17 protein-coding genes are annotated in these 17,180 nt (G+C 69.9%); 9 read left to right on the top strand and 8 right to left on the bottom strand.

What is annotated here, in order from left to right; genetic code table 11:
* Positions 1-21 precede the first annotated feature (21 nt).
* A complete protein-coding gene (locus HWX00_RS24795; RefSeq protein WP_049030336.1) occupies positions 22-1,647 on the bottom strand; it encodes an APC family permease in 1,626 nt (541 codons plus the stop codon).
* Between the two features lie 229 nt (positions 1,648-1,876).
* Positions 1,877-2,797, bottom strand: a complete 921-nt coding sequence (locus tag HWX00_RS24800) for a dihydrodipicolinate synthase family protein (RefSeq protein ID WP_034191611.1) — start codon at positions 2,795-2,797, stop codon at positions 1,877-1,879.
* A gap of 251 nt (positions 2,798-3,048) precedes the next feature.
* Here HWX00_RS24800 and HWX00_RS24805 point away from each other — a divergent pair, with 251 nt between their 5' ends.
* The 7 genes from HWX00_RS24805 (at position 3,049) to HWX00_RS24835 (ending at position 8,052) form a co-directional block, all read left to right on the top strand.
* On the top strand, positions 3,049-3,981 hold the full coding sequence (locus tag HWX00_RS24805) for a 4-hydroxyproline epimerase (protein WP_034191700.1): 933 nt from the start codon (positions 3,049-3,051) through the stop codon (positions 3,979-3,981).
* Positions 3,978-5,105, top strand: a complete 1,128-nt coding sequence (locus tag HWX00_RS24810; protein WP_175028417.1) for an NAD(P)/FAD-dependent oxidoreductase — start codon at positions 3,978-3,980, stop codon at positions 5,103-5,105. Before HWX00_RS24805 ends, HWX00_RS24810 begins: the two co-directional genes overlap by 4 nt.
* Entirely contained in the window at positions 5,102-5,335 is a 234-nt protein-coding gene (locus HWX00_RS24815) for a 2Fe-2S iron-sulfur cluster-binding protein (protein ID WP_012338331.1), read from the top strand. Before HWX00_RS24810 ends, HWX00_RS24815 begins: the two co-directional genes overlap by 4 nt.
* Positions 5,332-6,600 (top strand): NAD(P)/FAD-dependent oxidoreductase, encoded by a 1,269-nt coding sequence (locus HWX00_RS24820; RefSeq protein ID WP_124608430.1) that lies wholly within the window; start codon positions 5,332-5,334, stop codon positions 6,598-6,600. The genes HWX00_RS24815 and HWX00_RS24820 overlap by 4 nt, the downstream gene beginning before the upstream one ends.
* A gap of 253 nt (positions 6,601-6,853) precedes the next feature.
* Positions 6,854-7,204, top strand: coding sequence for an ArsR/SmtB family transcription factor (locus HWX00_RS24825; protein ID WP_049030564.1), 351 nt, complete (start codon positions 6,854-6,856; stop codon positions 7,202-7,204).
* On the top strand, positions 7,194-7,628 hold the full coding sequence (locus HWX00_RS24830) for a YeeE/YedE family protein (protein ID WP_049030563.1): 435 nt from the start codon (positions 7,194-7,196) through the stop codon (positions 7,626-7,628). Before HWX00_RS24825 ends, HWX00_RS24830 begins: the two co-directional genes overlap by 11 nt.
* A 1-nt stretch (position 7,629) precedes the next feature.
* Positions 7,630-8,052 carry a DUF6691 family protein gene (locus HWX00_RS24835; protein ID WP_034191606.1) on the top strand — a complete coding sequence of 141 codons (423 nt, stop codon included), beginning with the start codon at positions 7,630-7,632 and terminating at the stop codon, positions 8,050-8,052.
* A gap of 129 nt (positions 8,053-8,181) precedes the next feature.
* On the opposite strand, the gene HWX00_RS24840 is transcribed toward HWX00_RS24835, so the two are convergent.
* Positions 8,182-8,532 (bottom strand): hypothetical protein, encoded by a 351-nt coding sequence (locus tag HWX00_RS24840; RefSeq protein WP_059556424.1) that lies wholly within the window; start codon positions 8,530-8,532, stop codon positions 8,182-8,184.
* 203 nt (positions 8,533-8,735) lie between these two features.
* Here HWX00_RS24840 and HWX00_RS24845 point away from each other — a divergent pair, with 203 nt between their 5' ends.
* Positions 8,736-10,355, top strand: a complete 1,620-nt coding sequence (locus HWX00_RS24845; protein WP_244131190.1) for an aminotransferase-like domain-containing protein — start codon at positions 8,736-8,738, stop codon at positions 10,353-10,355.
* Here the strand turns inward: HWX00_RS24845 and HWX00_RS24850 are convergent.
* The 3 genes from HWX00_RS24850 to HWX00_RS24860 form a co-directional block, all read right to left on the bottom strand.
* Positions 10,304-10,579, bottom strand: a complete 276-nt coding sequence (locus HWX00_RS24850) for a CppA family protein (RefSeq protein WP_034191604.1) — start codon at positions 10,577-10,579, stop codon at positions 10,304-10,306. The two genes, HWX00_RS24845 and HWX00_RS24850, sit on opposite strands and share 52 nt — an antisense overlap.
* A gap of 97 nt (positions 10,580-10,676) precedes the next feature.
* A complete protein-coding gene (locus tag HWX00_RS24855) occupies positions 10,677-12,062 on the bottom strand; it encodes a cytochrome-c peroxidase (protein ID WP_175028418.1) in 1,386 nt (461 codons plus the stop codon).
* Positions 12,059-13,522 (bottom strand): metallophosphoesterase family protein, encoded by a 1,464-nt coding sequence (locus HWX00_RS24860; RefSeq protein WP_175028419.1) that lies wholly within the window; start codon positions 13,520-13,522, stop codon positions 12,059-12,061. The genes HWX00_RS24855 and HWX00_RS24860 overlap by 4 nt, the downstream gene beginning before the upstream one ends.
* A gap of 160 nt (positions 13,523-13,682) precedes the next feature.
* Here HWX00_RS24860 and HWX00_RS24865 point away from each other — a divergent pair, with 160 nt between their 5' ends.
* The gene (locus HWX00_RS24865; RefSeq protein ID WP_175028420.1) at positions 13,683-14,531 is read left to right on the top strand and encodes a class I SAM-dependent methyltransferase; all 849 of its coding nucleotides are present in this window, start codon (positions 13,683-13,685) and stop codon (positions 14,529-14,531) included.
* A gap of 102 nt (positions 14,532-14,633) precedes the next feature.
* Here HWX00_RS24865 and HWX00_RS24870 read toward each other — a convergent pair whose 3' ends face one another.
* Positions 14,634-14,945, bottom strand: coding sequence for a hypothetical protein (locus HWX00_RS24870; protein WP_175028421.1), 312 nt, complete (start codon positions 14,943-14,945; stop codon positions 14,634-14,636).
* A gap of 61 nt (positions 14,946-15,006) precedes the next feature.
* Entirely contained in the window at positions 15,007-17,028 is a 2,022-nt protein-coding gene (locus HWX00_RS24875; protein ID WP_034191599.1) for a BCCT family transporter, read from the bottom strand.
* Between the last annotated feature and the right edge of the window lie 152 nt (positions 17,029-17,180).

Consider the following 17,180-nt stretch of genomic DNA (forward strand, 5'->3'; position numbering starts at 1 on the left):
ATGGAAAAGGGCGCGGGCGCGTCAGTCCTCGTCGTCGTCGAGCCGCAGCTTGTCGGCACGCACGCCGGTGCGGGCGCCCCAGTAGTAGATGACGAGCGCGACGGCCGCGACGACGGCCGTGTCGTACGGATGCGCGAGGCGGCCCGTGCCGCCGAAGCCGCCGAGATACGACAGCACGATCATCGCGGCATAGAACGCGATCAGCCACGCCGACGAGCGCACTTGCTCGGCGAGGCTCAGGTGCGCGGTCGGCACCCAGCGGCGGCACGCGAGATAGATGACGAACATCGCGATCTGCAGGCCCAGCAGCCAGGACACGGTGCTCCAGCCCGACCAGTAGACGATCAGCGCGGCGATCACGAACGAAGCGGGGCCGGTGAGGCCGAATGCGCTCGCACGGAACGGCCGCGGCAGGTCGGGCGCGGTGCGGCGCAGCGCGGCGACCGAGACCGGCGCGACCGCATAGCTCAGCACGAGCGCGGCCGATACGATGTTGATCAGCGCTTCCCACGACGGAAACGGCAGCGTCCAGAAGATCGCGAGGCCGAAGGTGAGCCACAGGCCCGCACGCGGGATGCCCGACGCTTCGTCGACGCGCGTGAACACCTTGAAGAACGTGCCCGTCTTCGCCCAGCCGTAGACGACACGCGGCGTCGCGTTCATGTAGATGTTGCCGCAGCCGCTCGGCGAGATCATCGCGTCGGCGACGACCATCACCGCGAGCCAGCCGACGCCGAGCGCGAGCGCGATGTCGCGGTACGGCAGCGAGAACGCCTTGCTTACGTCGTGCCAGCCGGCGGCGAGCATCGCCGTGGGAATGCTGCCGATGAACGCGAGCTGCAGCAGCACGTAGATCAGTGTCGACAGCAGGATCGACAGGATCAGCGCGATCGGGATCGTGCGCTGCGGATTGCGCACCTCGCTCGCGACCGACACGATCGGCGTGAGCCCGAGGTACGCGAAGATGATGCCGCCGGCGGACACGGCCATCTCGATGCCCGGCATGCCGAACGGCGCGAAGCCTTGCACGGTCAGGTTCGCGGGCTTGAAGAACGTGAACAGCACGCCGATCACCGCGAGCGGCACGATGAACTTGAAGATGCTGATGATGTTGTTCGCCTTCGCGAACGTCTTCACGCTCGAATAGTTCAGGTAAAAGAAGAAGCAGAGCAGCGCGGCCTGCACGAGCCAGCCGAGCGTCGTCGGGTCGCTCGAGCCTTCGGCCGTCAGGCCCGGAAACCACGCGGCCGCGTACTGGCGCGCGGCGACGACTTCGATCGCGATCAGGCTCGAAAAGGCGATCAGCGTGATGAAGCCCATCAGGTAGCCGAGCAGCGGGCCGTGCGAGAACACCGGATAACGCACGACGCCGCCGGCGCGCGGCAGCGCGGCGCCGAGTTCGCAGTAGACGATGCCGAGCAGCAGCACCGCGAAGCCGCCGAGCAGCCACGAGAAGATGCCGGCCGGGCCCGCGATCGTCGACACGTGACTCGCGGCGAACAGCCACCCCGAACCGAAAATGGCGCCGAGACCGATGAACGTGAGATCGGTCAGCGACAGCTGTTTCTTGAATTTGCCGTGACCCGCGTCGGGGGCCGCGGAACGGGAAAGCGGGACAGACGGGTGAGCGTTGCCTTGGCCTGGCATGGGCTTGTCTCCTGGGGGGAAGGGCGGTGCCGGCGCGAGCCGCGCGCGCTCCGACGGAGCAGCGCGCACGCCGGCCGGCCGGCGTCGCCCGGTTCGAACGACCGGGGCGGGCCGCGGGCCGTTCACGTGCGGCGCGGGCGGGCGCCGGCGCAAACGGGCCCGCGGGCCAATGCCGGACCGGAGGCGGCGTGCGGCCTGGGAAGCCTGCGTGCCGCCGCGGAGGCGTCGATCAGAGACCGACGTCGGGCAGTGCCGGGCGCGTGTCGAGCGCCTTCGCGACGATCGCCTTCACTTCGGCGAGCGTGTCGCCCTGCAGCGCGAGGCGCGGCGGACGCGTGATCGCGCTGCCGCGGCCGACCAGTTCTTCGCACAGCTTGATGCACTGCACGAGGTCGGGGCGGGCATCGAGGTGCAGCAGCGGCATGAACCAGCGGTACAGCGCGAGCGCTTCGTCGAAACGCTTTTGCTTCGCGAGGCGGAACAGCGTCTCGCCTTCCTTCGGGAACGCGTTCGACATGCCCGACACCCAGCCTTCGGCGCCGACCGCGATGCTCTCGACCACGACGTCGTCGAGGCCCGCGAACAGCACGAAGCGATCGCCGACCGCGTTGCGCAGGTCGATGAAGCGGCGCGTATCGCCCGACGAATCCTTGAAGCAGACGATGTTCTCGCAATCCTGCAGCGCGATCAGCACGTCGGGCGTCACGTCGTTCTTGTAGATCGGCGGGTTGTTGTAGACCATCACCGGCAGGTCGGTGCTCGTAGCGACCGCGCGGAAGTGCGCGGCGGTTTCGTGCGGCTTCGCCGAGTACACGAGCGCGGGCATCACCATCACGCCGTCGACGCCGACGCGCTGCGCTTCGCGCACCGTGTTGCGCGCGAATTCGGTGGTGAATTCGGCGATGCCGGCGATCACCGGGATCTTGCCGCCGGCCGCGTCGCGCGCGGCCTCGATTACCTGGAGCTTCTCGCTCGTCGACAGCGACGTGTTTTCGCCGACCGTGCCGCAGACCACGAGGCCCGACACGCCGTCGTTCACCAGGTTCTTGACCACGCGGTGCGTGGCGTCGATGTCGAGGGAAAAGTCCGGCTTGAACTGGGTGCTGACGGCCGGGAAAACCCCGGTCCACTGAATGGCTTTGCGGCTCACTGAAATCTCCTACGTTCGTATCGGTCGGCCGACAGGGGTGTCGGTGTGGCAACCAGTATCGCCGCGCAAACGCCCATCACGCTTGAGTCGTATCGCGGAGCAAAATGACGAAATCGGCACAGCGGCCGGCAGGGGCGCGAGGGGCGCGCCGCACTATGCCGATTTCGTCGTCGTCCTCATCGAAAAGCCACAAGCGGACGGACGCGCGACGGAGGAAGCTATGCTCCTTTCCCCACTTCGGACGGCTCATGATGAAGCGCATCCAGATCATCGATTCGCACACGGGCGGCGAACCCACTCGGCTCGTCGTGTCCGGTTTCCCGTCGCTCGGCAGCGGCACGATGGCCGAGCGCCGCGACGTGCTCGCGCGCGAGCACGACCGTTACCGCACCGCGTGCATCCTCGAGCCGCGCGGCAGCGACGTGCTGGTCGGCGCGCTGCTGTGCGAACCCGTGTCGCCGGATGCGGCGGCCGGCGTGATCTTCTTCAACAATAGCGGCTATCTCGGGATGTGCGGGCACGGCACGATCGGCGTCGTGCGCACGCTGCATCACATGGGCCGCATCGCACCCGGCGTGCACCGGATCGAGACGCCCGTCGGCACCGTCGAGGCGACGCTGCACGACGACCTGTCGGTCAGCGTGCGCAACGTGCCCGCGTATCGCCATGCGCAGGGCGTCGCGCTCGACGTGCCGGGATATGGCCCCGTGAAGGGCGACATCGCGTGGGGCGGCAACTGGTTCTTCCTGATCAGCGACCACGGGCAGCGCGTCGCCGGCGACAACGTCGCGGCGCTCACCGCGTACGCGTCGGCCGTGCGCGAAGGGCTCGAACGCGCGGGCATCACCGGCGCGAACGGCGGCGAGATCGACCACATCGAGCTGTTCGCCGACGATCCCGAGCACGACAGCCGCAGCTTCGTGCTGTGCCCGGGCCTCGCGTACGACCGTTCGCCGTGCGGCACCGGCACCAGCGCGAAGCTCGCGTGCCTCGCGGCCGACGGCAAGCTCGCGCCGGGCGCCGTGTGGCGGCAGGCGAGCGTGATCGGCAGCGTGTTCCACGCCAGCTACGAGCAGGCCGACGGCGGCATCGTCCCGACGATTCGCGGCAGCGCGCACCTGAGCGCCGAAGCGACGCTGCTGATCGAGGAAGACGATCCGTTCGGCTGGGGCATCGGGTCGTGAGCGACACGAAGACCGACGTCGTCGTGATCGGCGCCGGCATCGTCGGCGCGGCGTGCGCGCACGAACTCGCCCAGCGCGGGCTGCGCGTGCTGGTCGTCGACGATGCGAGCGGCGGCGCGACCGGGGCGGGCATGGGCCACCTCGTCGCGATGGACGACAACGCGGCCGAGCTTGCGCTGAGCCATTACTCGATCGAACTGTGGCAGGCGTTGAGCGGCGAGATGCCCGAAGGCTGCGCGTACCGTGATTGCGGCACGCTGTGGCTCGCGGCCGATGCGCACGAGATGGATCTGGCACGCGCGAAGCAGGCGACGCTTGCCGCGCACGGCGTGGCCGGCGAGTTGATCGACGCGGCGACGCTCGCGCGACTGGAGCCGATGCTGCGCACGGGGCTCGGCGGTGCGCTGAAGGTTCCGGGCGACGCGATTCTCTACGCGCCGGTGACCGCGACCTGGCTGTTGCAGCGCGCACCGCGCATCACGTTGCGCCGCGACCGGGCCGTCGCCGTCGACGGGCCGAGCGTGACGCTCGCGAGCGGCGACACGCTGCGCGCGGAGCGTGTGGTGGTCGCGAACGGCGTTGCGGCGCGCACGCTGCTGCCCGAGTTGCCGCTGCGCCCGAAAAAGGGCCATCTGCTGATTACCGATCGCTATCCGGGCCACGTGTCGCACCAGCTCGTCGAGCTCGGTTATGCGGCAAGCGCGCATGCGAGCGACGGCACGTCGGTCGCGTTCAACGTGCAGCCGCGGCCGACCGGCCAGTTGCTGATCGGCTCGTCGCGCCAGTTCGACACCGAGGATGCGCGTGTCGAGCCGCCCGTGCTCGCGCGGATGCTGCGCCGCGCGGTGGGCTACCTGCCCGGTCTGGCCGACCTGAACGGCATCCGATCGTGGACGGGCTTCCGTTCCGCGAGCCCCGACGGCCTGCCGTTGCTCGGCGAGCACCCGGCGCGCCCGGGCGTGTGGCTCGCGGTCGGGCACGAAGGGCTCGGCGTGACGACCGCGCCGGGCAGCGCGCGGCTCGTCGCCGCGCTGATGGCCGGCGAGCGGCCGCCGATCGATGTCGAACCGTATTTGCCGGGACGTTTCCTGACGACGTCCCCCGTAGCCGGAGCGCTTTCATGATCATTCACCTGGACGGCCGCGCGCTGACGGTGGCCGACGGCGCGACCGTCGCGGCCGCCGTCGCGGCGAGCGGCGACGACACGACCCGCGTGTCGTGCACGGGCGCGGCGCGTGCGCCGTTTTGCGGGATGGGCATCTGCCAGGAATGCCGGATGACGATCGACGGCCGGCGCCGGCTGGCTTGCCAGACGCTGTGCCGTGACGGGATGCAGGTGGAGCGTACGCGATGAAACAGGAACGACTGAGCGTCGACGTCGCGATCGTCGGCGCGGGCCCGGCCGGGTTGTCGGCCGCACGGGCCGCCGCGCAAGGCGGCGCGACGGTCGCGATCGTCGACGACAATCCGCGCGCGGGCGGGCAGATCTGGCGGCAAGGGGCGGCGGCCGCGCCGGTGCCGGCCGCCGCCGAACGGCTCGCCGTGCTGCGGCAACCGAACGTCACGCATCTCGCGGCGACGCGCATCGTCGCCGAAACGCAGCCGGGCACGCTGCTGCTCGAGGACGACGAACGCGGGCTGCTGCTCGATTTCCGGACGCTGATTCTTTGCTGCGGCGCGCGTGAGCTGCTGCTGCCGTTTCCGGGCTGGACGCTGCCGGGCGTCACCGGTGCGGGCGGTTTGCAGGCGCTGATCAAGTACGGCCTCGACGTGCGCGGGCAGCGCACGGTCGTCGCAGGCAGCGGGCCGCTGCTGCTGGCGAGCGCGGCGACGGCCCGCCAGGCCGGCGCGCGTGTGTCGCACGTGCTCGAACAGGCCGCATGGGGCGACGTGGCCGGTTTCGGCGCGGGATTGTGGCGCTGGCCGTCGAAGCTCGCGCAGGCCGCGAAGCTCGTCACGGCCGTGTACCGGCCCGATGCGCACGTCGTCGAGGCGTTCGGCGACACGCGGCTCGAACGTGTACGGATCCGTCAGGGCGATCGCGCGTTCGACGTCGACTGCGACCGGCTCGCGTGCGGTTTCGGCCTCGTGCCGAATACGGTGCTGCCGAGCCATCTCGGCTGCCGGATCGAGAACGGCGCGGTGGCGGTCGATGCGCACCAGCGGACGAGCCGCGACGGCTGCTTCGCGGCCGGCGAGTGCACGGGCGTCGGCGGCAGCGAACTCGCGATGGTCGAAGGCGAGATCGCCGGGCTGGCGGCGACCGGGCAGACGGCGCAACTGGCCGCGCGCGTCGCACGGCGCGCGCACTGGCAGGCTTTTGCGGATGCCGTGCGCGCGCGCTTTGCGATCCGCGAGCCGGTTCGCCGGCTCGCGCGGCCGGAGACGCTGCTGTGCCGCTGCGAGGATGTGCGTTTCGGCGCCGTCGCGCAGGCGCCCGGCTGGACGGCTGCGAAGCTGCAGTCGCGTTGCGGGATGGGGGCGTGCCAGGGCCGCGTATGCGGCGCGGCCGCGCAGGCGCTGTTCGGCTGGACGCCGCCGGTGCCGCGCACGCCGCTCGTGCCCGCGCGGGTCGGTACGCTGATGCTCGACGGCACGGCGTCCTGCGACGGCGCGTGACGCTGCGCGTCGGGGTGGCCCGGTTCGCGCCGGGCCGCCCCGATTACTCGACCTTCACTTTCTCCCATCCGCCGACTTGCGGCGCCGCACGGGCGCGCAGGCACTCGATCGTGGTTCCGTGCTTTCTGATCGTTGCGATCGACGGGTTCGATACCGGTAAAGGTGTATGGCGAGGGTGTTAGCAGGCACGCGGTAGGTGTCAATAGTATATAGATCGATATAATATTGGCTCTTTAATTGATGTCCTGCCTCGATGAACGACGCGCTTCCCGCCGGGCTGCCCGAGCCCGATCAGATGCGCGCCGCCGCGGAATCGGCGTGCGCGCTCCTCAAGGTGCTGTCGAATCCCGACCGGCTGCTGCTGCTGTGCGAACTGTCGCAGGGCGAGCGCTGCGTCGGCGATCTCGAAACGCGGCTGGACATCCGCCAGCCGACGCTGTCCCAGCAACTCGGCGTGTTGCGGGACAACGCGCTGGTCCGGACGCGCCGCGACGGCAAGAACATTCACTATTCGCTCGACAGCCCGGCCGCGATCGCGGTGATGGGCGTGCTGTACGAGCAGTTCTGCGGTGCGGCCGCGAAGGAGAAGCGCGATGCAGCTTGATGCGCTTCATTTCACGCCATGGCTGTCGCTGGCCGGCGGCGCGCTGATCGGGCTCGCGGCCGCGTGGCTCGTCGCGTTCAACGGCCGGATCGCCGGCATCAGCGGCATCGTCGGCGGCCTGTTGACGGCGGGTTCGGGGGAGCGCGGCTGGCGTATCGCGTTCGTCGGCGGATTGATCGTCGCGCCAGTCGTGATGCACGTCGTCGGCGCCGGGCTGACGCCGCAGGTCGACGCCGGCTGGCCCGAACTGCTGGCGGCCGGCCTGCTGGTCGGAATCGGCACGCGGTACGCGGGCGGCTGCACGAGCGGCCACGGTGTGTGCGGGATGTCGCGCGGCGCGCTGCGGTCGGTGGTCGCGACGGCGACCTTCATGGCCGCGGGTTTCGCGACCGTCTTCGTGCGGCTGCACGTGCTGGGAGGCTGACATGCAGGCAGCATTCGCGTTTCTGGCCGGCCTGCTGTTCGGCGTCGGCCTCATCGTGTCGGGCATGGCCAATCCGCAGAAGGTGCTCGGTTTTCTCGACCTGGCGGGCCGCTGGGATCCGTCGCTCGCGTTCGTGATGGCCGGCGCGACGGGCGTGGCCGTGTTCGCGTTCGCGTGGGCGAAGCGCCGGACACGGTCGTGGCTCGGCCTGCCGATCCGGTTGCCGGCGCTGCGCGCGATCACCGTGCGCCTGGTCGCAGGCAGTGCGGTGTTCGGTATCGGCTGGGGGATGGCGGGGTTCTGTCCGGGGCCCGCGATCGTGTCGATCGGCTTCGGGTCGGTCAAGGGGATCGCGTTCGTCGTCGCGATGCTGGCCGGGATGGCGATGTTCGAATGGGTCGAGCGCCGCCGGAACGGCCATTGATGTGGCCGCCGCCGCATGCCGGGCAGGTTGCGGCGGTCGCAAGGCGGCATGGAGCCGAACGCGTCCTTCGGTCGGCTGCGATGATGGGGGATCTGCCAACCGCGTATCGAGGCGGGGCAGGTTCCGATATCAGGAATGCTCGCGCACGTGACGGCCACCACGCACTCGCCCGGACAGCCGGCGCAGGAGCCCGCGCCACGCCGCGCGCAAGCCTCGCGGGCTCGAAGGCGCCACGACCGTCGTACTGACCGCGCCGGCCCCGCCGGCCGACAACGCCACGTGGCCGGCCGTGTCGAACGTCAGACACTCGCCTTCGTCGAGCACGCGACGGATGTATTGCGGCGCGTCGGGCAGCCACTCGAGCCCGCCGTGACGCAACGTGACCGCGAGCGCGCCGTCCAGCACGATCACCTGGCTGCCCTTGTCGAACCACGCAAAGTGGCTTTGTCCTGCGTCGAGCCGGATGTGTTGCGTCCGCATGGCGATTCCTTTTTCCCGGTTGCGCGGCCTCGCGATGGCGAAGCGATTGCGTGCAGTCAGGTTAGGGAAACGGGCGCAGTCGCGACAGATTCAGGGGACGGGAATCTGTTGCGGTGCAAGCGTCGATTTCGTACGGCTGTATCGGCGGTTTTTTCGCGGATCTGTATCTGGCGCGCGCTGGGCCGCGCGGGCACGATCGTTCGATGACGCCTTTCACCGACACTTCCCGTACGCCATTACCGCTGGGCGGCGAGCCGCTTTACGAACGGCTCGCCGAGCATTACCGGCGCATCATCGCGGCCGGCACGCTGTCGCCCGGCGACCGGATGCCGTCGGTGCGTGCGTTCATGGCGCAGCACGGCGTGAGCCTGTCGACCGCCACGCAGACGTATCGGCGGCTCGAGGATACGGGCTGGTGCGAGGCGAGGCCGCGGTCGGGCTACTTTGTGCGGCGCCGCGCGGCGGCCACGCTCGCCATGCTGCCGGAAAGCGACGGGCCGCCGTTGCGCGTCGAGCCGCCGTTCGCGGGCCTGCACGAACGCGTGTCGCGCGTGATCGATCGCGCGAACACGGTGCCCGACGCGTTGAATTTCGGCGGCGCATCTGCGCTCGCCACGTTGTATCCGGCCGAGCGCCTGCAGGCTCTGGCCATCCGGCTGCTGCGGCGCAAACCCACGTTGCTCACCGACGCGGGGCCTGTCGGCGGTTCGCCCGAATTCCGGCAGACGATGGCCAAACGCGCGCTGTCGTATGGCGTGACGGTGACGCCGGACGACGTGATGTCGACGAGCGGTGGCGTCGATGCCGTGAATCTCGCGTTGCGCGCGGTGGCGCGCCCCGGCGACACGATCGCGATCGAATCGCCGGCCTTTTTCGGTCTGATCCAGCTGCTCGAAAGCCTTGGCCTGCGTGCGCTGGAAATCCCGGCGAGCCCGACGACCGGGTTATCGATCGAGGCGCTCGAAGTGGCGCTGACCGTGTATCCGGATATTCGGGCCGTGGTCGTCGTGCCGAACCTGCAGAACCCGCTCGGTTGCGTGATGCCCGACGACCGCAAGGCCGCGCTCGTCGCGCTGTGCTCGCGCCAAGGCGTGGCCGTGATCGAGGACGAGCCGTATCGCGAGCTCGTCGAAGCGCCCTGGCCGGTCAAGCCGGTCAAGGCATGGGACCGCGACGGCACGGTGATCTACTGCCCGTCGCTCAACAAGGTGCTGGCTCCCGGGATGCGGCTCGGCTGGATGAGTGCGGGACGCTGGCATGCGCGCGTGAGGATGCTGAAGTTCGCGCATAGTCGGCACAACGCCGCGCTGTTGCAGGCCGTGGCGGCCGAATTCGTCGGCTCGGGTGCGTTCGACCGCCATCTGCATCGCTTTCGTGAGCAACTGCGTGTGCAGCGCGACGTGACGATCGACGCGATCGCACGACATTTCCCGGCCGGCACACGGATGAACCAGCCGCTGGGCGGGATGCTGCTGTGGATCGCCTTGCCGGACGGCGTGCGCTCCGAGGCGCTGTTCGATGCCGCGCTGGCGCGCGGGATCAGGATCGCGCCCGGGTCGATCTTCTCGAATTCCGACCGCTTCGACGGCTATATCCGGCTGGCCTGCACGCGCGTGTTCGATGCGGCGCACGAAGCGGCGTTCGAAACGCTCGGCCGCCTCGTCCGGGGGGGGCCACGGCGGCAGCATAGGCGCGGCGGCAACCGGCCGGACTGGCGAATACGCGAGCCCTCCGGCTTGCCGAGACGCCGCAGTGGCAAGCCGCCGCCATTTCATCGGCTGGCCGAATGTGTGGCGAGGTGCTGGCGGATCAGCGACAGGTAGCGATCGCCGACCGAGAAATCGCGTGCGGCGCGCGGCCGGTCGGCCTGACGCAGCGTGGCCGGCGCGCTCATGCCCAGATACCGGCACACGGCGGACGGAAAGGGCTTGCGCGTATGCCCGAGCTGGCGAGCCGCGCGCTCGACGCGGGCATCGCCGACCTGGGCGCGAAGCCATGCCAGCACTTGGCGATCGGCTTCGTTGACGATACGGACCAGATGTTCCATCTCGCACCTCACTGTTCATAAATACAGTACTGTAAATATAACCAGTGTTTGCGGTGACCGCAAGCGGGTGCGCGTGCGATTGGCCGTCCGGCCAGGGTCAACGCGCTGGCGCGGCGGTACGCGTCATCCGGGCAGCGGGCGCCTGGGCGGCCGCGACCGCCGTGTAGCGCGCGTCGGTCAGCGCGCCGAGGAACGCGACGATGTCGTCGATTTCCGCATCGGTCAGCGCGGGCGGCGTGCCGGGCCGGCGGTTCATCGGCGTCGAGTTGACGTTGATGTTGACGCGATAGGCGGCCGGCACGTCGTCGAACCTGTTGGCGCCGTGATACCAGAAGCCGGGATCGGTCGAGCGCGTGTTGTAGAACGCGACCGCGTCGCGCAGTGTCGTGAACACGCCGTTGTGCATGAACGTCTGCTTGACCGCGACGTTGCGCAGCCCCGGCGTGCGCAGGTAGCCGCACCACTGCGTCGGCTCGGGCCAGCGCAGCCGACGGGCGGTGTCGCACAGCCCGTTGTCGAAATGGCGCGGGTCGCGGTTCGCCGGCAGCGCGCGGTTACGCGGCACCGCGATTGCGTCGTAGCCGAAATCGGTGAACAGCGAGCGTTCCGGGCGGCTCGACGTATCCGACAGCGTATGGCAGGTCATGCAGTTGCCCTTGTCCGGATTCCGGAACAGCGCGAGGCCGCGCATCTCGGCTGGCGCCAGCGGCGTGCGCGTGCGCAGGAACGCGTCGAAGCGCGACGTGAACGGCGCCATCTCGTCGCTCTGCAGATAGGCCTCGACGGCCGAACCCAGCGCGCGCACCAGTTGCCCGGGATCGCGCCGCACCGGCGCGCCGAAGCGCGCGGCGAGATCGGCCGCGAGTTCCGTCGCGTTGACCTTGCGCAGCAGCGCGGCCGGCGACCGGTTGTTCATCTCGTTCGGATCGAACAGCGGCCCGCGAATCTGCTCGGCGAGCGTATCCGCGCGGCCGTCACCGAACAGGCCGCCGAACGGCGACGGCGCGGGCGCATCGTCGTCCTGGTAGAAGTGGCGGCGCGGCACGTAGCGCACGTAGAGCAGGGACGGCGCGTTGCGCTGGCTGAAGCGCCCGGGCCGGCTGCCTTCCGGCACGCCGGGCCCGGCGAGCGACGCGGCCGACAGCGTCGGCGCGAATGCGCGGCCCGGATCGTGGCAGCCCGCGCACGACAGGCCGCGCGGCTCGGACAGCCGCGGGTCGAAGAAGATCCGCCGGCCGAGCGCGACGAGCGTCGGGTCGGGCGCGAAGCGCGCGGCGGCCGTATCGATCTTGCCGGTCACCTGCGGCGTGCCGGTGCCGATCGTGTCGACGACGCGCGACGGCGGCGCACCCGGGAGCAGTACCGTTTCGGCCGGCGCGGCATGGGCCGCGAGCGTCAGGCCGGCGAGCACGGCGACGGAAAGCGTGTGCAGCGCCTGCCGGCCGCGCACCACGCGGCCGTTACGTCGGACGGCTTCACTCACGGCGCAATGAACCCCGTCTTGTCGCAGGCGAGCGTCGTGCCGGACTGGTCGCACGACGCGAGCAGCTTGCCCGCCGCCGAATACGCATGGAACACCCAGCCCGTCGCGGGCGCCGCGCGGCGCTCCATGATCAGGAAGCCGAAGCTGTTGTTGTGCGACAGCCGCTCGATCACGGCGCCCGGTGCGGGCGTCAGGCCGGCCGGGAGCGGATCGGGCAGCGCGACGTCGAGGTTGTCGCCGCCGTTGCCGGACACGATCGTCGCCGGGTGTCCGGACGAGAAGTTGATCGCCTGGAAGTCGTGCACGTGGCCGTGCAGCGCGACATGCACGCCCGGCGGATAGTACGCCTGCGCGTTGAGGCTCGACATGACCGACTGCAGGGCGAGGTTGCCCGGCGCGGGCGTGCTGCCGGCGATCGGCGCGAACGCGAGGATCGGATGATGGTTCGTGAAGATCGTCGTCGTCATGCCGGCCTTCGACGCGAGCGATGCGACCGTCTGGAACTGCTTCTGGTAAATGCCGAATTGCGCGTCGGTCGTCTTGAGCGGCGTGCGGCCGACCTTCGCGGTATCGAACACGATCACCTGCGAGCCGCCGCCGAGCGATACCGCGTAGGGTTCCGAATAGTTCGCGTTGTTGTCGTTGGCCGGATCGTCGCACGAGCGGGCCGCCGCATACGGACGCGGATCGAGGAAGCGGAACCAGCCCTGGCCCGCGCGCGCGCATTCCTCGTGGTTGCCCCGCACGACGACCCACGGCGCCTTCGCGAGCAGCGGCGCGGCCGGGCGGAACAGGTCGGCCTGCCACGTATCCCAGCCGTAGCCCCACGGGCTGTCCTTGCAGCCGGCGATGTCCGGCGGGCACGCGTTCTCGCGATAGTGGTAGTCGCCGATGTGCAGGACGAGATCGGGCGACAGCTTCGCGACGCTGGCCGCGATCGTGTTCAGCGGCCAGACCGTCGCGTCGTTGCACGCCTGCCATGCGTTGTCGGCCTTTTTCATCCGGCAGCCGGTGTCCGCGATGATCGCGATGCGCTGCGGCTGCGCTTTCGGCAGCGGCAGCGTGCGGCCTGCGACGCTCGCCGCCTGCGCGCCGGCCGGCAGCGTCGTTTCGCAGACGGAGACCGGGAAGCTCGACGGCTTCGAATCGGCCGGATCGCTGGCGGTCGGCCGCTGGGCCGGCGTTGCGGCGCCCGCGCGCAGCGCCATGCGCGACAGCTTGCCGTCGACGGTCAGTTGCGGGCACAGGGGCTCGCTGGCCGACGCGGGCGTGTAGTTCGTGATGACGCGCGCGATCGCCTGGTTCGCCTCGCCGATCTCGACCCAGGCGGCCTGGACGTTGGCCGAGGCGCTGGCCGGATCGTCCGGCGTATCGATGTGATTCGAGCACGCGGCAAGCGCGGCGAGGGCAACAACGGGAGCGCAGCGCACGAGCAGGGTGCGCGTGAGGAATCGTCGCATGAGAGGCACCGTAGGAAAGCCGTCAACGATACGCAGCGCGAATGTAAGAAATGTGAAAAGCAGGATGCGGCGGCGCGCGCATACCGGCGGGCCTTGACTTCAAGCCGGCTTGAAGCAGCACAGTCCGGTTCATCATTCACGAACCAGAAGGGAGTCGACGATGGAAACCAGCCGGCCCAACGAAGCGCAGTCCGCCCTGTGGAACGGCCCGTCGGGGCGCGCGTGGGTCGACGTGCAGGAAACGATCGACCGGATGTTCGCGCCGCTCGAGACGTTGCTTGCGGATGCGGAGGCCGTGTCACCCGGCAGCAATGTGCTCGACGTCGGCTGCGGCACCGGCGCCGTCACGCTCGCGATCGCGCGGCGGCTCGGCGCGAATGCGCACTGCACGGGCATCGATATCTCGGCGCGGATGATCGACGCCGCGCGGGCGCGTGCCGAACGCAGCGGCGTGCATGCGCGATTCGTGCGCGCGGACGTGCAGACGCATGCATTCGAGCCCGCGAGCGTCGACCTGATCGTGTCGCGCCTCGGCGTGATGTTCTTCGACGACCCGGTCCGGGCGTTCGCGAACCTGCGGCAGGCGGCGCGGCCGGACGCGCGGATGCGGTTCGTCGCGTGGCGCGGTGCGGCCGACAACCCGTTCATGACGACGGCCGAGCGGGCCGCCGCGCCGCTGCTGCCGAACTTGCCCGCACGGCAGCCCGGCGCGCCGGGCCAGTTCGCGTTCGGCGACCGGCAGCGGATCGTGGCGGTGCTGGCGGACAGCGGCTGGGCCGACGTGGAGATCGAGCCGGTCGACAGGGCATGCGTGCTGCCCGCGGCCGCGCTGGACGAGTACATCGCCCGGCTGGGTCCGGTCGGCCTTGCCCTGCTGGAGGCGGACGAAGCTACCCGGCGGCGCGTGGTCGACACGGTGCGTGCCGCGTTCGAGCATTACGTGCGCGGCGCCGAGGTGCGCTTCGATGCGGCGTGCTGGCTCGTGACGGCGCGCGCGCCGTCCGCGTAGCGTGATGGCGATAAAACGGAGCAGCGCGCATCGGTGCCGGCATGGCCCGCTTGCGCGGCGCCGTTCACGCCTGAGGAAACCGCGCTGCGCGGTGCGTGCGTGTCAGGGTTTCCTCGCGCGCAGCATCAGCCACGCGCAACCGCCGGCCACCAGCGCGAGGCCGAGCAGGACCGCCTCGACGCCAAGCGCGAAACCGGGCGGCATTTCACCGGTGTCGGGCACGGGCGACAGGTTGCCGCCCGTTGCGACGGCGCCGCCCGTCAGCAGTGCCATGCAGACGATCCAGTAGATCTTGCCGCGTGCTGCGGCCGCGCGGATTCGCCACAGCGCGATGCAGGCGCCGCCGAGATACAGCAGCGCGAGCGTGCCGAGCGCGACGAGGTCGGCGGAGCGGCTTTGCAGGAGCGCATTCATCGCGACGCTCCGTCGGGCGTGGCCGACCGGTACGGCGAAACGATGCGAGCCGCGTGCGTGCTCATTCGGCCTCCGTCGCATGTCCCGGCGCGCGGCTCAGCAGATGCGTGCGCTTGTCGGCGGCGAGCGACACGTAGCGTTCGTACTGGCGCAGCACGTCGGCGATCACCTCGTCGCCGCGCAGGTATTCGACGTCGTAGCCGAGCCGGCCGTCCTCGAAGAACGTGACGATCCCGTACACGTGCTCGCGTGCCGCATCGGGCTCGGCCGCCTCGCGCACGAGAAACGCCGCCGCGGATTTCGCCGTCACGCGCACGCCGTACACGAAGTCGCGATGCTCGGCGGTCGGCACGGTAAGCCGCACCGCATCGTCGCTGTCGCGCTGCACGTGCGCATCGACGCCGCTCGCGCGCAATTCGGCGGCAACCTTGCGCAGCGCCGGCTCGACCGTTTCCGCGACGAACTGGCGCGCTTCGGCCTCGGTCGTCTGCCGCAGGATGTGCGTCAACCGATGGCGCCAGTGCTGGCCGGTCCAGAAGCTCGTTGCCGGCGCCACGTCCTGCGAATAGTGCGCACGATCGGCCGCGAGCCCGCGCCACAGCCCGTAGCACAGCGCGAGCATGATGATCGCGACCGGCAGCGCGGCGATCAGCGTCATCGCCTGCAGCGCGCCGAGCCCGCCCGCGACGAGCAGCACCGCCGCCGTCACGCCGAGCAGCACGGCCCAGAACAGCCGCTGCCACACGGGCGAGTGTGCGTTGCCGCGGGTCGCGATCTGGTCGATCACGAAGGCGCCCGAATCGGCGGACGTGACGAAGAACACGGCGATCAGCACGATCGCGGCGATCGACAGCAGTTGCGTCAACGGCAGGAAATCGAAGAAGCGGAACAGCAGCGCGTCGACGTTGGTGGCCGTTTGCGCAAGCGCGCCGGCCGCGCCGTGCGTATCGAGCCAGATCGCGCTGTTGCCGAACACGGTCATCCACACGAGGTTGAACGCGGTCGGCACGAGCAGCACGCCGATCACGAACTGGCGGATCGTGCGGCCGCGCGAAATGCGCGCGATGAACATCCCGACGAACGGCGACCACGACACCCACCACGCCCAGTAGAGGATCGTCCAGCCGCCGAACCAGCCTTCCTCGCGCGGCGACGCATACGCGTAAGTGCGGAACGACAGGTCGACGAGGCTCGACAGGTACTGGCCGACGTTGTCGACGAGCGCGCGGAACAGGAACAGCGTCGGGCCGGCGACGGCCACGAAGGCGAGCAGCAGGAACGCGAGCAGCAGGTTCAGTTCGGACAGCCGCCGCACACCCTTGTCGAGACCGGTCGCGGCCGACACGCCCGCGAGGATCACGACGACCGCGACGAGCCCGATGCGGAATACGTTGCTGCCGGTGTCCCAGCCGCCGACCGTATGCAGGCCCGCGCTCAGCTGCATCACGCCGTAGCCGAGCGTCGTCGCGATGCCGGCGACCGTGCCGACCAGCGCGAATGCGTCGACGGTGTGACCGATCCAGCCGTCGATGCGCTCGCGCAGCACCGGATACAGCCCCGAGCGCAGCGTCAGCGGCAAGTTGTAGCGAAAGCCGAAGTACGCGAGCACGAGCCCCATCAGCCCGTAGATCGCCCACGCATGGAAGCCCCAGTGGAAGAACGTCATCAGCATCGCTTCGCGCGCCGCGGCGGGCGTGCCGGGATCGACGGTCGGCGGTTTCAGGAAATGCTGCATCGGCTCGCCGACGCCGAAATACATCAGGCCGATGCCCATGCCGGCCGCGAACAGCATGGCCGTCCACGATACGAAGCTGAATTCGGGTTCGGCATCGTCGGGACCGAGGCGGATGTTGCCGAAGCCGCTGGCGGCGATCAGCACGAGAAACACGAGGAAGCCGGTGACGGCGAGCACGTAGAACCAGTCGAAACGTGCGATGACCCACTGCTGGCCGGCGGAGAACAACGCGCCGGCTTCGCTCGGGTGCAGCGCGCACACGACGAGCAGCGCGCCGATCACGGCGAGCGCGGGCAGGACGACTTGCGGCTTGAACGTCGTGCGGGGCGAGGGACGGGAATCCGGCATGGCGGGCATCCAGTTGTGGGCGCAACGAGGCGCAACGCCGCCCGGCGCGGGTGTCGCGCGTCGGACCCTGATACGGCGTGCGTCGAGTGTACCGCGGTGTCAGGACTGCAAGAAGGGGCATGCAGAAGGGATTAATCTGACGAATTGTAAGG

The sequence above is a fragment of the Burkholderia seminalis DSM 23518 genome, assembly GCF_902832885.1.
In the GTDB taxonomy this organism is placed as follows: Bacteria; Pseudomonadota; Gammaproteobacteria; order Burkholderiales; family Burkholderiaceae; genus Burkholderia; species Burkholderia seminalis.